This window comes from Maribacter spongiicola, from assembly GCF_004364165.1.
GTDB classification, from domain to species: domain Bacteria; phylum Bacteroidota; class Bacteroidia; order Flavobacteriales; family Flavobacteriaceae; genus Maribacter; species Maribacter spongiicola.
In genome coordinates this window covers 94,494-108,928 of sequence record NZ_SOAY01000010.1, presented here as the reverse complement: position 1 = coordinate 108,928, position 14,435 = coordinate 94,494, and the positions used below count along the sequence as shown (strand labels likewise).

At 37.1% G+C, this 14,435-nt stretch carries 14 protein-coding genes and 1 pseudogene; 11 read left to right on the top strand and 4 right to left on the bottom strand.

What is annotated here, in order from left to right; translation table 11 throughout:
* Nucleotides 1-2: 2 nt before the first annotated feature.
* Complete coding sequence (locus CLV90_RS01195) at nucleotides 3-1,091, top strand: acyltransferase family protein (protein ID WP_133685700.1); 1,089 nt, start codon at nucleotides 3-5, stop codon at nucleotides 1,089-1,091.
* 4 nt (nucleotides 1,092-1,095) lie between these two features.
* Here CLV90_RS01195 and CLV90_RS01190 read toward each other — a convergent pair whose 3' ends face one another.
* Nucleotides 1,096-1,680, bottom strand: a complete 585-nt coding sequence (locus tag CLV90_RS01190) for a riboflavin synthase (protein ID WP_133685699.1) — start codon at nucleotides 1,678-1,680, stop codon at nucleotides 1,096-1,098.
* A 138-nt stretch (nucleotides 1,681-1,818) separates the two neighbouring features.
* Between CLV90_RS01190 and pdxA the strand changes: the two genes are divergently transcribed.
* The 10 genes from pdxA (at nucleotide 1,819) to CLV90_RS01140 (ending at nucleotide 10,776) form a co-directional block, all read left to right on the top strand.
* Nucleotides 1,819-2,871, top strand: a complete 1,053-nt coding sequence (gene pdxA, locus CLV90_RS01185; RefSeq protein ID WP_133685698.1) for a 4-hydroxythreonine-4-phosphate dehydrogenase PdxA — start codon at nucleotides 1,819-1,821, stop codon at nucleotides 2,869-2,871.
* A gap of 122 nt (nucleotides 2,872-2,993) precedes the next feature.
* Entirely contained in the window at nucleotides 2,994-3,524 is a 531-nt protein-coding gene (locus CLV90_RS01180; protein ID WP_133685697.1) for a YceD family protein, read from the top strand.
* Between the two features lie 7 nt (nucleotides 3,525-3,531).
* Nucleotides 3,532-3,729, top strand: a complete 198-nt coding sequence (rpmF, locus tag CLV90_RS01175) for a 50S ribosomal protein L32 (RefSeq protein WP_027065618.1) — start codon at nucleotides 3,532-3,534, stop codon at nucleotides 3,727-3,729.
* 233 nt (nucleotides 3,730-3,962) lie between these two features.
* On the top strand, nucleotides 3,963-4,955 hold the full coding sequence (locus CLV90_RS01170; protein ID WP_133685696.1) for a beta-ketoacyl-ACP synthase III: 993 nt from the start codon (nucleotides 3,963-3,965) through the stop codon (nucleotides 4,953-4,955).
* Between the two features lie 34 nt (nucleotides 4,956-4,989).
* Nucleotides 4,990-5,484, top strand: a complete 495-nt coding sequence (gene accB, locus CLV90_RS01165; protein WP_133685695.1) for an acetyl-CoA carboxylase biotin carboxyl carrier protein — start codon at nucleotides 4,990-4,992, stop codon at nucleotides 5,482-5,484.
* An 84-nt stretch (nucleotides 5,485-5,568) separates the two neighbouring features.
* Nucleotides 5,569-6,921, top strand: a complete 1,353-nt coding sequence (gene accC, locus CLV90_RS01160) for an acetyl-CoA carboxylase biotin carboxylase subunit (RefSeq protein WP_133685694.1) — start codon at nucleotides 5,569-5,571, stop codon at nucleotides 6,919-6,921.
* 90 nt (nucleotides 6,922-7,011) lie between these two features.
* A complete protein-coding gene (locus tag CLV90_RS01155) occupies nucleotides 7,012-8,127 on the top strand; it encodes an NAD(P)/FAD-dependent oxidoreductase (RefSeq protein ID WP_133685693.1) in 1,116 nt (371 codons plus the stop codon).
* Nucleotides 8,128-8,298: 171 nt separating this feature from the next.
* A complete protein-coding gene (locus CLV90_RS01150) occupies nucleotides 8,299-8,907 on the top strand; it encodes a hypothetical protein (protein WP_133685692.1) in 609 nt (202 codons plus the stop codon).
* Nucleotides 8,894-9,364 (top strand): GreA/GreB family elongation factor, encoded by a 471-nt coding sequence (locus tag CLV90_RS01145; RefSeq protein WP_133685691.1) that lies wholly within the window; start codon nucleotides 8,894-8,896, stop codon nucleotides 9,362-9,364. Before CLV90_RS01150 ends, CLV90_RS01145 begins: the two co-directional genes overlap by 14 nt.
* A gap of 83 nt (nucleotides 9,365-9,447) precedes the next feature.
* Nucleotides 9,448-10,776 (top strand): GntP family permease, encoded by a 1,329-nt coding sequence (locus CLV90_RS01140; protein WP_133685690.1) that lies wholly within the window; start codon nucleotides 9,448-9,450, stop codon nucleotides 10,774-10,776.
* 12 nt (nucleotides 10,777-10,788) lie between these two features.
* Here the strand turns inward: CLV90_RS01140 and arfB are convergent, their stop codons facing one another.
* The 3 genes and pseudogenes from arfB to CLV90_RS01125 all read right to left on the bottom strand — a co-directional run bounded on the left by arfB (nucleotide 10,789) and on the right by CLV90_RS01125 (nucleotide 14,435).
* Nucleotides 10,789-11,190 (bottom strand): alternative ribosome rescue aminoacyl-tRNA hydrolase ArfB, encoded by a 402-nt coding sequence (arfB, locus tag CLV90_RS01135; protein WP_133685689.1) that lies wholly within the window; start codon nucleotides 11,188-11,190, stop codon nucleotides 10,789-10,791.
* A 14-nt stretch (nucleotides 11,191-11,204) separates the two neighbouring features.
* Nucleotides 11,205-12,194: an ABC transporter ATP-binding protein gene (locus tag CLV90_RS01130; RefSeq protein WP_133685688.1), complete on the bottom strand. Its 990-nt coding sequence runs from the start codon at nucleotides 12,192-12,194 to the stop codon at nucleotides 11,205-11,207.
* Between the two features lie 85 nt (nucleotides 12,195-12,279).
* Nucleotides 12,280-14,435 (bottom strand): annotated as a pseudogene (locus CLV90_RS01125) (prolyl oligopeptidase family serine peptidase).

The window sequence follows — 14,435 nt, the reverse complement described above, 5'->3', positions numbered from 1 at the left end:
AGATGGTAAAAGACAGAATTTTATCGGTCGATATTTTTAGGGGAGCAACCATATTATTAATGGTCTTGGTAAATACACCGGGAACATGGTCTAATGTGTATGCTCCTTTTCTCCATGCCGATTGGAATGGTTATACACCAACCGATTTAGTCTTTCCGTTCTTCTTATTTATTGTAGGCACATCTATAGCGTTCTCGTATAAAAATAGAACGGTAGATGCAGCTGCCTATAAAAAAATTGCCATAAGAGCATTGAAGTTAATTGCATTAGGACTCTTCTTAGGAGCGTTTGTTATTCATTTTCCTTTCTTTAAAAATTTCAGTGATATTCGTTTTCCCGGGGTGTTGCAACGAATAGGTGTCGTGTTCTTTTTTGCGGCATTGTTATTCATCAATCTGAATTGGAAACAGTTGATTTGGGTAACGACGTTATTATTAATAGGCTATTGGCTGATGATGATATTTATTCCTGTAGAAGGTGTGGCGTCTACATTAGAAAGGGCACCAAATAATTTAGCCAATTGGATAGACGTACAGGTATTCGGTTCTCATAACTACAAAGCAGATTACGACCCAGAAGGATTGTTAAGCACCATACCCTCAATCGCAAGCTCCTTATTAGGAGTATTCACAGGACTCATCTTAACCAGTAAGCAAGAAAAGAAAGCCACCATTTTAATGGGACTGGGCGGTAGTCTATTAATTATAGGTCATATTTGGGACCTCGTTTTTCCAATAAACAAAGCCCTTTGGACAAGTAGTTTTGTTTTGGTAACCGCAGGTTGGGCAAATCTTATTTTGGCGTTGATTTATTATTTAACCGATGTCAAGAAAATAGAATTCGGCTCCGTCTTCAGATATGCAGGTGCAAATGCCATTGTTATCTATTTCTTGTCAAGTTTTATCAGTAAGGTAATGGGGCAAATACAAATTGGCGACACCTCGTTACACGGGTGGTTATTTCAAACCGTATATGTACATGATTTTTTGGCACTAGAAACATCATCCTTATTATACGGATTAAGTGTAGTGTTGTTTTATAGCTTGGTTGGCTATATTCTATATCAGAAAAAGATATTTATAAAGGTGTAACGGGTTATTTTGCCATCAACTTGGCAACATACTTCCCAATAACATCAAACTCCAGGTTTACAATAGTTCCCGGTTTATACGTATTAAAACGTGTATGCTCATATGTGTAGGGTATAATCGCTACCTCAAAAGTATTCTTGCCAGAATTAACTACGGTTAAACTTGTACCATCAATAGTAATAGAACCTTTTTCAATAGTTGGGTTACCGGTTTTGGCATCGTAGGTGAAAGAGAAAATCCAACTGCCATTATCTTCCTTCACACTAGTACATTCCCCCGTTTGATCTACATGTCCTTGAACAATATGTCCGTCTAACCGAGACCCTAAAATCATTGCGCGTTCTAAGTTTACGGTATCGTTCGTTTTTAGAGTATCTAGGTTGGTTTTGCTTAAAGTTTCAGCAATAGCGGTAACGGTATAGGTTGTATCCGTTAAGCTAACAACAGTTAAGCAAACCCCGTTATGGGCAACACTTTGATCAATTTTCAGTTCAGGTGTTAAACTAGATTCTATAGTAATATCTAAGTTGCCACCTTTAGCTTCAAGAGAAGTAACTTTACCTAATGTTTCAATAATTCCCGTAAACATGTGTCGTTTAATTTAAGTAATTTTGTGCTTGAATATTTATATCCCAATGTATAAATGGGATAACCACTTTACTTCTCCTTTGAGGAGGATAAAACTCTTTTTAAGGTTTTAAGTGGGGTTACAAAGGTACAGATTATCATGGAGGAAAATAGGAAAATAAGGTTGGGTATCTCAATAGGAGACTTAAACGGAATAGGTTGCGAGGTGTCATTGAAAACATTTGTAGATAGTAGAATGTTAGATTTTTGCACTCCCGTTATTTTTGCCTCTAATAAAACAGTTTCTTTTCAAATGAAACAGTTGAATCTCAGTATTGTTTTCAATGGTATACCCGAAGCTTCTAAGGCAATAGACAATAAGATCAATATTGTTAATGTATGGAAAGAAATGCCTAGAATTGATTTTGGTCAAGCGACCAAAGCTGGTGGTGACTATGCCATTAAATCTTTACGAGCAGCGGTCGATGCATTAAAAAAAGGAGATATAGATGTATTGGTGACAGCACCGATCAACAAGAACAATATTCAGTCAGAAGAATTTAAATTCCCAGGGCATACTGACTTTTTAGCGCAAGAACTAGAAGGCGAAAGTTTGATGTTTATGGTGACAGATAGCTTAAAGGTCGGGTTATTGACTGATCACGTGGCAGTAAAAGATGTTTCTGCAGCAATAATACCTAGACTGATACGAGATAAAATCAATACCATAGAAAAGTCATTAATGATGGATTTTGGTATTCGCAAACCAAAAATAGCTTTGCTAGGTATAAATCCGCATAGCGGAGATAATGGCGTAATAGGCAAAGAAGACGATGAGGTAATGAAGCCGGTAATTAAAGAAATGTCGAATATGGGCCATTTGGTATATGGTCCGTACTCAGCAGACAGCTTTTTTGGATCTGATGGCTATAAAAAGTTCGATGCTATTTTAGCGGCATATCATGACCAGGGGCTGATTCCTTTTAAAACAATATCATTCGGTCAGGGAGTCAATTTTACGGCAGGTTTAAATAAAGTTAGAACATCGCCAGATCATGGTACTGCTTATGAAATAGCAGGAAAAGGGGTGGCTGACGAAAGTTCATTTAAAGAAGCGGTTTTCATGGCGTTGAAGATATTCAAGAACAGAACCGAGTACGAAGAGCTAACAAAAGATGTATTAAAAAAGCAGCGTTTAAAGAGAGAGCGTTAATATTTAGTAGCATTAAAAAGTTATAAAGATAAATAGTTGATAACTATTGTCTTTTATTAAAATTATAGTATCTTTGCACCCGCCTTTTGTGGGCGATTAGTGTTAATTTAAGTGTGTACGAGATGAAGCAAAAGGAGTTCAATATTCCTTTCTCAGGATTGAAGCAAGGAAAACACAACTTTAATTACCAGATTGAAAATACGTTCTTTGATTCTTTTGGATACGATGAATTCAATGCTACCAACATCAATTTAGATGTAGTACTTCATAAAACAAGTACAATGATGGAGGTTGACATGGAAGCATCAGGAACAGTGAATGTTGATTGCGACATAACTAGCGAACCGTATGATCAAGCTATAAGCGGAGATTTGCATTTGATAGTTAAGTTTGGTGAAGAGTATAATGATGAAAATGATGAAATATTGATTCTTCCTCATAACGAACACCAATTGAACATTGCGCAGTATGTGTATGAAATGCTAGTATTGGCAGTTCCGCAAAAAAGAATTCATCCTGGTATTGAAGATGGCACTTTAAAATCTGAAGTGTTAGACAGGTTAAAGGAGCTTCAACCAAAAGAGAAAAGATTAGACAAAAAAGAAAGCGATCCCCGTTGGGACGAATTAAAGAAACTATTAACGGATAAATAAGGTTTAAATGGCACATCCTAAGAGAAAAATTTCCAAAACAAGGAGAGACAAAAGAAGAACACATTATAAGGCAGTAGCTCCTACTTTGGCTACAGATTCTACAACTGGCGAGACTCACCTATTTCACAGAGCTCATTGGCACGAAGGAAAATTACATTATAGAGGTCAAGTTTTAGTTGATAAAACTGAAGAAGCAGAAGCTTAAGACTTTTTTAAATTATACTAAGCTCCCACTTCATTTGAAGTAGGGAGTTTTTTTTAGCCCAATTTGTTTTTTAGCACCTTGTTATTCAGATAATATAAGGGGCAATAGTGGTGCGGCTATCAATTGCAATTTTTCAAAAACCCGATAACTTTACCAAAAAAGTCGCTGAAAATCACTAATTTTCATGACTTTTGACAGGTTTTTTAAGTTTTTTACAAGAAAGCAAATAAAGTATGACCAAAATTACAGCAGCTATAACCGCGGTAGGAGGCTATGTTCCCCAGTTTGTAATGACCAATAAAATGCTTGAAGATTTGGTTGATACCAATGACGAGTGGATCACTACTAGAACTGGTATTAAGGAAAGAAGGGTGCTTAAGAAGGAAGAAGGAGAGGGTACGTCGTATTTAGCCATTAAAGCGGCACAAGACCTCATGCAGAAGAAGGGGTTGGATGCAGCAGAAATAGACCTTGTAATAGTCGCAACTGCAACACCAGATAGTATGGTTGCTTCTACGGCAGCTTTCGTTGCTTCAGAAATTGGTGCCGTAAATGCTTTTGCTTACGATTTATTGGCTGCATGTTCAAGTTTTCTTTTTGGCATGTCAACAGTTGCTGGGCATATCGAAACCGGCAGATATAAAAAAGTATTATTAATAGGTGCCGATAAAATGTCATCTATTATTGACTATACCGATCGTACAACTTGTATTATTTTTGGAGATGGTGCAGGTGCAGTTCTTTTTGAACCGAATACAGAAGGTCTTGGTCTACAAGATGAGTATTTGAGAGCAGATGGTAGCGGAAGACAGTTTTTAGGAATGGAAGGTGGCGGATCTATCATGCCGGCCACTATAGAAAGTGTAACCAATAAAAAACATTACATTTTTCAAGAAGGCAAAACGGTATTCAAATTTGCCGTTTCTAATATGGCAGAAGTCGCAGCTAAGATCATGGCAAGAAATGGACTTACTGAAAATGATGTCGACTGGTTAGTGCCACATCAAGCAAATAAGCGTATTATTGATGCCACTGCCAAAAGAATGGGTGTAGGCGAATCAAAGGTGTTGATGAATATTCAACGCTACGGTAATACTACCTCTGCAACATTGCCATTATTATTATTTGATTACGAAAAACAGCTTAAAAAGGGAGATAACTTAGTCTTCGCAGCCTTTGGTGGCGGCTTTACATGGGGTTCTATCTACTTGAAATGGGCTTATTAACTAACAACAAAGACCAATTATAACTTAGAAATATATGGATATTAAAGAAATTCAAAGCCTTATCAAGTTTGTGGCCAAATCTGGTGCTAGCGAGGTAAAACTGGAAACGGATGATATTAAGATTACCATTCGCACAGGAAGCTTAGCAGGAAATTCTGAGCCAACATATGTGCATACGATGCCTATGTCTCAACCAGCTATGCAAGCTGCTGCTCCTGCACAGGCAGAGCCTCAAATAGCTGCAGCGGGTACTAACGATGCTGAGAAGAAAAAAGCTGAAGATGATAAATACATCACCATAAAGTCTCCGATCATTGGTACTTTCTACAGAAAGCCTTCTCCAGACAAACCTGTTTTTGTTGAGGTAGGACAAACTATTGGTACAGGTGATGTACTTTGCGTTATTGAAGCAATGAAATTGTTCAACGATATCGAATCTGAAGTTTCTGGTACTATCGTTAAGATATTAGTAGATGATTCGTCGCCAGTTGAGTTTGATCAACCATTATTCTTGGTAGATCCATCTTAACAAAATTTTGAGTAGTAGTTTTTAGATGTCATTTTATAATGATGTGTAAGAATCTTGTCGAACCTAGAACTTAAAATTTAAAAGATGTTTAAAAAAATACTGATTGCCAATAGGGGTGAAATCGCTTTGCGTGTTATCCGTACCTGTAAAGAAATGGGTATTAAAACGGTAGCTGTATATAGTAAGGCAGATGAAGAAAGTTTACATGTGCGTTTCGCAGATGAAGCCGTATGTATTGGTCCTGCTGCTAGTAGCGAATCCTATTTAAAGATCCCTAATATAATTGCGGCTGCAGAGATTACCAATGCAGACGCTATTCACCCAGGTTATGGTTTTCTTTCGGAAAACTCAAAGTTCTCACGTATATGTGCAGAACATGATATAAAGTTTATTGGTGCCTCTGGTGATCAAATAGACAAAATGGGAGATAAGGCTACGGCCAAAGAAACAATGAAAGAAGCAGGTGTACCTTGTGTGCCTGGTTCAGAAGGCCTTTTGAAAGATGTAGCAGATGCAAAAAAGGTAGCGAAAAAAATGGGCTACCCTGTTATGATCAAGGCTACTGCCGGAGGTGGTGGTAAAGGTATGCGCGCTGTTTTCTCTGAAGATAAAATGGAAGAACTTTTCGATAGCGCCGTAAATGAAGCAACTGCTGCTTTCGGTAATGGTGGTATGTATATGGAAAAGTTGATCGAAGAGCCAAGACATATTGAAATTCAAATTGTTGGTGATCAATTCGGTAAAGCATGTCATCTATCAGAAAGAGATTGTTCTGTACAACGTCGTCACCAAAAGTTAACGGAAGAGACTCCGTCACCTTTTATGACAGATAAATTAAGAGAGCAAATGGGTGAAGCTGCGGTTAGAGCTGCAGAATACATAAAGTACGAAGGTGCAGGTACCATAGAATTTTTGGTAGATAAGCACCGTAAATTCTATTTTATGGAAATGAATACCCGTATTCAAGTAGAGCACCCGATTACAGAGCAGGTTATTGATTACGATTTAATTCGTGAGCAAATTCTTGTAGCTGCAGGTGTGCCGATTTCAGGTAAAAATTACCTTCCAAAATTACATTCTATCGAGTGTAGAATTAATGCAGAAGACCCGTATAATAACTTTAGACCATCGCCGGGTAAGATTACAACCTTGCATATACCAGGTGGTCATGGGGTAAGAATGGATACTCACGTATATAGTGGGTACAGTATTCCTCCAAATTATGATTCAATGATCGCTAAGCTGATCACTACTGCCCAAACGAGGGAAGAAGCTATCAATAAAATGAAGCGAGCTTTAGATGAGTTTGTAATTGAAGGTATAAAGACCACAATTCCTTTTCACAGGCAATTAATGGATCATCCAGATTATTTGGCTGGTAACTATACAACAGCCTTTATGAACGACTGGAAAATGAATCCGCCTAAAGAAGATTAATCAAAAAAACTCCAACAGTAATGTTGGAGTTTTTTTATACTTTTTTTCAAGATGGATTTGCCTATCTTTTGTCCGAATCAAAATGCTATTATGAATCTTAGTTATTGGGAACGTACGTCGTGGTTTTCAAATATCGAATTTACTATTATCGGTAGTGGTATTGTAGGCTTAAATTGTGCTTTAGAATTAAGGCGAAAACATCCGAAAGCACGTATTCTTATTTTGGAAAAAGGGAAGCTTCCGCAAGGCGCCAGTACCAAAAACGCAGGTTTTGCCTGTTTTGGTAGTATTTCTGAAATTTTATCCGACTTAAAAACACACTCAGAACAAGAAGTGATTAACTTGGTGCAAGAACGATATGACGGCATATATTCATTGCGCAATCTTTTAGGTGATGCCGCAATTGGGTATGAGATTAATGGCGGACACGAATTATTTTTAAAAAAGGATTTAGAGTTGTACGAGCGTTGTCTTAAGGAATTAAAGTCGGTAAATGAGTTACTACATTCTGTTTTTAAAGCGGATGCTTTTAAGATTACCCCGGATAGCTTTAATTTCAACGGAATCAACAACAATTATATTTCTCAAATATTTGAAGGGCAAATTGATACTGGTAAAATGATGCATGCTTTAGTGCATTTAGCTCAGCTAAAAGGCATCACTATTTTAAATAATACTCAGGTAGAAGGTTTTCAAGATTCGGGTACTACGGTAACCATAAAAACCACTAAATTAGAATTTACCACTAAAAAATTATTAATAGCAACAAATGGGTTCGCAGCACAATTGATTACTGAAAATGTAAAGCCTGCACGAGCACAGGTGTTGATTACAAAACCCATTAAAAACTTACATATTAAAGGAACCTTTCATCTAGAAGAGGGCTATTATTATTTCAGAAATATTGATAACCGAGTTTTGTTGGGCGGTGGTAGAAATTTAGATTTCAAAACAGAAGAGACTACCGAATTTGGTACTACTGCACTAGTAAGTAATAAGCTTAAAGAACTTTTGAAAACTGTTATTTTACCAGAGCAACCTTTTGAAATTGATTATAGTTGGAGCGGTATTATGGGGGTAGGTCAGCAAAAGAAACCTATAGTAAAGCAGCTTAGTGAAAATGTGGCTTGCGGTGTGCGTTTAGGTGGTATGGGTGTTGCAATTGGCAGTACTATCGGTAAAAAGCTGGCACAATTAATTAGTTAAACCGAGAGCTTTTTAACCCATTTTTTAAAATCTTATCAAAAAGGCGGGTGTACTCTTATTTTTATTTATAAATTGTCTATCCCCTTTGATTATCTATTACCCCCTATGCGATTGTTAGTTTGCCTTAGAACAGCAAACTTTTAATATGGTTTGTAATAGCAAGTATACTATATGAAAAGATTGATTAGAAGAATTACCTCGGCTACATTTTTAGCCGTTATAGCAATAGTGTGTCTAAATAGCTGCGGATTGACAAAAACCCATTACCAGCGAGAATATGCTAGGGTATGGAAAGAGCATATAAAAAGTGAAGCTTGGAAACAATCACTTATTGCCGATAACTCGTATACCAAAGAAGATTTATATGCCAGTACGGATGAAGAAGTTGCATTGGCAGATGATACTATGGAATCAGGATTCTACTCTAAATACGAATCTTTAGTATCTAGAGCTTATTTTAAGATCATTACCGAAGCAGAAAAAGCAGATGCCCAAATTACGGCAGATTATAAGATACTAAACGATAGTGAGTCAGTAGAAAAGGTAGATAAGAAAAGGGTTCAAGCAATTACAAACCGTTACGAAGCACATAAAGCAATGTTAAGCGGATTAAAATCTTGGAATATATTTAGTGATAATCGCTCTGGAGATTTGAAGTATTTTAAAGCTGAAAATGAAATAGAGATTCAAAAGATGATAAGTGGTGGTGAAAGTGATAATCAAATCGTAAATTACTTGATTTATAAACTGGCAGATTTGTATCACATTGAAGGAAACTGAATCACTTGAGATTTTAAAAAAGGACGCTTACGACTTCTGCGTGCATTTCGTTAACGATAGGTTGACAAGAATACAGAATCAAATTAAAGAGTTGGAGTCGGCACTTACCTCAGAAACGAAGAGTAGTGCTGGCGATAAGCATGAAACCGGTCGTGCTATGATTCAGTTAGAACGTGAAAAGCTAGGTCAGCAGCTGGCAGAATTGGAAAAAACGCAACAATTACTTTTAAAAGTGCCAAAAGACAGAAATGCCTCAACTGTAGGTTTAGGTAGTTTGGTCGTTACAGACTCATTTGTGTATTACATAGCCATTTCAGCAGGGGAGTTTAAAAGTAAGCCTAAGTCCGTCTACTGTATTTCTGCGGCAACGCCTATAGGTAAGCTTGTCTTTGGTAAGAAAGTAGGAGATGTTTTTAGTTTTAACGGAAAGGAGCTAATTATAGATAGTATTGGATAGTGTTTCATTGCATTTAATTAATTTGTTTCCTTGACGATTTTTGAGTATTTATGGTGCACTCTAGACAACAATAAAAATCAATTATGGAAATATTCTACTTACTCATCGCAGTCATTGCCATAATTATACTGACAACAAAACTAAAGATACACGCGTTTCTTGCCCTATTCATTATTTCAATTTTATACGGAATTTTTGCAGGTATGCCTTATGCCGATATTATTGTATCTATCAATGATGGTTTTGGCGGTACACTAGGTAAAATAGGGTTGATTATAGTTCTCGGAGTCATCATTGGTGCGTTTTTAGAACATACCGGTGGCGCATTTGCCATTGCAGAGAAAGTGTTGGGTGTAATAGGGAAGAAACGGGTGACAACAGCAATGGGTATTATCGGTTATATAGTGTCTATTCCTGTCTTTGCAGATAGTGGTTTTATGTTGTTACATCCATTAAACAAAAGTCTTTCTAAAAAAGCCAAAATATCAATTGCTGGTCCTGCAATAGCATTGGGTTTGGGCTTAATGGCATCCCATACGATGGTGCCACCAACTCCTGGTCCTATTGCAGCAGCAGGTATTCTTGGGGCAGATTTAGGTTTGGTCATCGCTTTCGGATTTCCAACAAGTATCGTGGCTTTGATTGTCGGAATCATATTCGCCAAGAAATATGCATCCCAAACGATGATAGAACCTGATGTTGAAGATGCACTAGAAGCAGAACAAGAGATTAAAAATTCGCCTAGTGCCTTAAAAGCGTCCATACCAATTCTAGTTCCTATTTTTCTAATTGTTTTGAAATCGGTTTTAAACTCTATGGATATTGGACACGAAAACAGGCTATTAGATTTTATTAATTTTATTGGGGAGCCTGTAATATCACTTTTAATTGGCGTATTGTTATGTCTGCTCTTACCTAAAAAATTGAATTATGATATGCTCTCATCGGCAGGTTGGGTAGGTAAGGCAATTAAAGATGCAGCTTCTATATTATTGATAACAGGAGCTGGTGGAATTTTTGGTAAAATATTACAGAACTCGGGTATTGCAGAAATTCTAGGGCAAACTTTGACGGATTATAATATGGGTATTTTTTTGCCTTTTGTTTTAGCAGCGGCTTTAAAAACGGCACAAGGTTCTTCTACGGTGGCATTGGTAACAACAGCATCGATAATCATGCCTATGATGTCATCTTTAGGTTTTGATACCGAAATACAGAAAGCTTTAGTCGTAGTAGTTATTGGGGCAGGTTCTGCGCTAATCTCTCATGCCAATGATAGTTTCTTTTGGGTGGTAACACAAATGAGCGGCATGAACGTAAAAACTGGGTATCGCCTTTTTGGTTTAGGTACGGGAGTTCTTGGTCTTACAGGAGCGATAACCGTGTTTGTATTCTATACTATTTTCGCATAAAAAACAAGAAATTTAATAATCTGGCTTACAGCGATTCTGCTTTTTGAGGGAGGCAATTTTCTTGCCCTTCAACCTTTTTTCAATAGATGATCTAGTAGGTCTACTTTTCTTTCTAGCCTTGGGTACTACTAAAGATTTTTCTAGAAGTTTCAAGAATCGTTTAATAACCAATTCTTTGTTTTTGTGTTGACTACGAGATTCATCGCATTGTAAAATCAGTAAGCCTTCTTTACTTAGTTTGTTGCCTAGCTTTAGAAGAACTCTTTTCTTTTGGCGTTCTGTTAGTCCCGCGGAAGCTTCAATATGGAAAGACAGTTCGACTTTAGAAGAAACTTTATTAGCATGCTGACCACCAGGACCACTACTTCTAATGGCTTTAAATTGTAACTCGGTAAGAATCTGTTCTTGGTTCACAACATGTTTTTAAATTAATTAGCAGCAGCTTCTTGTATGCGCTGATTGATAGTTTCAATGGCAACATTTAAAAACAATTCTTTCCCTTTCGGGTATAATTTATCTGCGTTGAAGAAAATGGTTTCATCATCATCGCTTTTACTTTCGGTTAAGTAATAGGCGCCCATTGGGTATGCTTTTTCTACAATAACATGAAATCCTGATGAAGGCGAAACTCGAAACTCATGTGCGTAGACAATAATTTTTCTTTTGGTATTCGCATAGGTTTTAAGCACATCGATTGAAATCATGCTCGCCTCGCCAAAAAGGGATGCCACATATAAACTTTTTGGGTTCTTATAAAGTTCCATTGGTCTTGCCCTTGCAATTATTTCCTTATCACGCAAAACGACTGCACGATCGGCAAATGGTAAAACATCATTTACATCATGGGTCGCAACAATGGTGGTAATAAGATTCTCTTTTAGGTAATTGAAAATATTACGACGTAAGCTATTTTTTAGGAAATTATCTATATGACCAAAGGGTTCGTCTAAAAGTAAGACTTCGGGCTTTTGTGCCAAAACTCTAGCCAAGGCAACACGTTGTTGCTGACCGCCGCTTAAGGTTTTAACCTTTTTATCGGCAAACTCGGTCATCTCTATCATTTCTAATAGCTCTTGTGTTCTTTCTTTTAATTCTTCTGGATAAAAAACAGAGAGATACTGGCTAATATTTTCAGAAACGGTAATGAACGGCATCAGATCAAAATCTTGAGAAAGGTATTTCATAAAAGGAGCACCAGGAACCAAGTTATACGCCGGACCCAAAATTTGCTCGTCTTCCCAGAAAATTTCACCTTGCTCCAAATCCATTAACCCATACATGAGTTTTAACAATGTACTTTTACCACAGCCACTTTCACCAATGATAGCAACATGTTCTCCACGTTGAATACGTAAATTAATGGACTCTAAAACTGGAAGTTTATCATATGAAAATGATAGATTCTCTACTCGTAACATGCTTTTATTCTTAGGAATGCAAAATTGAAAAATCCGTTCCAAAGTGAAACGGATTTTTCAATAATTTATTGATTTATGGTATAAATTACTCCTTAAATTCTTTTAAAACACTTTTATTAGGCAGTTCGGTATAGCCCATATTATAGAGCGTAAAGCCAAAAATATCTGCATATTGCTCTATAGTTTTACTCACAGGAGTACCTGCACCATGACCGGCATTGGTTTCAATACGGATTAAAGTCGGGTTTGTGCCCGCTTGCTTTTTTTGAAGTTCTGCGGCAAACTTAAAACTATGTGCCGGTACTACTCTGTCGTCATGATCACCGGTGGTAACCAAAGTAGCAGGGTAAGCTGTACCCGCTTTTACATTATGCACTGGCGAATAACCTTTTAAGTACTGAAACATTTCATCGCTATCTTCTGCAGTACCGTAATCATAAGCCCATCCTGCGCCAGCCGTAAATGTATGATAGCGCAACATATCCATAACTCCAACAGCAGGCAATGCTACTTGCATTAAATCTGGTCTTTGTGTCATTGTGGCTCCAACTAGCAATCCGCCATTAGAACCTCCGCGAATAGCTAAGTATTCTTTCGATGTATATTTATTATCCACTAAATATTCTGCAGCAGCAATAAAATCATCGAATACATTTTGCTTTTTAGTTTTGATACCCGCATCATGCCATTTTTTACCATATTCGCCACCACCACGAAGATTGGAAACAGCATAAATTCCGCCTTGTTCCATCCAAACGGCATTACCGATACTGAATGACGGAGTTAAACTCACGTTGAATCCGCCATAGGCGTAAAGAATTGTTGGATTTTTACCATTCAATTCTGTTCCCTTTTTATAAGTAATAATCATAGGCACCTTAGCACCATCTTTGGAGGCATAGAAAACTTGCTCAGAAGTATAATCTGCTGGGTTGAAATCTATTTCTGGTTTCCAGTATAATTCATATTCACCGGTTGCGGGGTCAAATTTATAGGTAGAACTGGGAGTGTTGTAATTGGTAAAAGAGAAATACAATTCTTTATCCTCTTTCTCTCCGCCAAATCCGCCAACGGATCCAATACCTGGTAATTCTACTTCGCGGATCAGTTTACCATTGTAATCATATTGATTCACTTTCGAAATGCATCTACCATGTACTCGGTAAAGAAATAACCGCCACCTGTATTGGGGCTTAATACATTTTCTGTTTCCGGAATAAAATCGATCCAATTTTTTGCTTCAGGATTAGCAGCGTCAACCGTAACTATTTTCTTGTTAGGTGCATTTCTATTGGTAACGATATACAGCTTAGAACCGATATTATCAATAACATAGTTATCAGAATCGGTGTCTTCGACCATGGGGATAAGTAATCCGTTTGGGTCTTCTAAATTTTGAATAAACAATTTGTTACCAGAAGTAGAAACAGAAGCACTTATTAATAGATACTTGTTGTCTTCGGTAACATTCGCCCCAATATAGCGATGCTTTTCTAGAGAAGTACCACCAAATATAAGCTCGTCTTCTTTTTGTGGCGTACCCAATTTATGATAGTATACTTTATGTTGGTCGGTTTTAGCCGATAGCTCACTACCTTTTGGTTTGTCATAACTAGAATAGTAAAAACCTTCATTGCCTTTCCAAGAGAGTCCGCTGAATTTAATATCAATTAAAGTGTCTTCGACAATCTCTTTAGTTTCAGTATTTAGAATAATCGCTTTTCGCCAATCGCTACCACCTTCAGAAATTAGGTAAGCTGCCAGTGAGCCATCTTTGGTGAAGCTTAAGTTAGCCAAAGATGTAGTACCATCTTCTGAAAAGGTGTTTGGGTCTAAAAATACCTCAGGCTTTTCATCGGCTTTAGCTCTATAAACAACATATTGGTTTTGGAGTCCGTCATTTTTCATGAAATAGGTATAATCACCTTTTTTAAAAGGCGACCCTAGTTTCTCATAATTCCATAGTTTTTCAAGACGATTTTTTAAGTCATTTCTAAAAGGAATATGTTCTAAATAACCGAATGTAGTTTTATTTTGTTCTTTAACCCAAGCTTCGGTCTCTGGGCTTCTATCATCTTCTAACCAACGATAAGGGTCTTTAACTTCGGTGCCAAAATAAGTATCTACAGTATCAACTTTTGCGGTAACAGGATAATTCACAATAATGGGTTCAGGTTTAGATTCGTTTTTACAGGAAGAAATGAGCGCAAAGGCAAGTAGCGCAGGTATTACTTTTTTCAT

Coding starts and splice junctions, on each gene's coding strand:
- accC (WP_133685694.1), top strand. CDS start 5,569: ATGTTTAAAAAAATACTGATTGCCAATAGGGGTGAAATCGCTTTGCGT.
- CLV90_RS01190 (WP_133685699.1), bottom strand. CDS start 1,680: ATGTTTACGGGAATTATTGAAACATTAGGTAAAGTTACTTCTCTTGAA.
- CLV90_RS01140 (WP_133685690.1), top strand. CDS start 9,448: ATGGAAATATTCTACTTACTCATCGCAGTCATTGCCATAATTATACTG.
- CLV90_RS01195 (WP_133685700.1), top strand. CDS start 3: ATGGTAAAAGACAGAATTTTATCGGTCGATATTTTTAGGGGAGCAACC.
- rpmF (WP_027065618.1), top strand. CDS start 3,532: ATGGCACATCCTAAGAGAAAAATTTCCAAAACAAGGAGAGACAAAAGA.
- CLV90_RS01155 (WP_133685693.1), top strand. CDS start 7,012: ATGAATCTTAGTTATTGGGAACGTACGTCGTGGTTTTCAAATATCGAA.
- CLV90_RS01170 (WP_133685696.1), top strand. CDS start 3,963: ATGACCAAAATTACAGCAGCTATAACCGCGGTAGGAGGCTATGTTCCC.
- accB (WP_133685695.1), top strand. CDS start 4,990: ATGGATATTAAAGAAATTCAAAGCCTTATCAAGTTTGTGGCCAAATCT.
- CLV90_RS01180 (WP_133685697.1), top strand. CDS start 2,994: ATGAAGCAAAAGGAGTTCAATATTCCTTTCTCAGGATTGAAGCAAGGA.
- CLV90_RS01150 (WP_133685692.1), top strand. CDS start 8,299: ATGAAAAGATTGATTAGAAGAATTACCTCGGCTACATTTTTAGCCGTT.
- pdxA (WP_133685698.1), top strand. CDS start 1,819: ATGGAGGAAAATAGGAAAATAAGGTTGGGTATCTCAATAGGAGACTTA.
- CLV90_RS01130 (WP_133685688.1), bottom strand. CDS start 12,194: ATGTTACGAGTAGAGAATCTATCATTTTCATATGATAAACTTCCAGTT.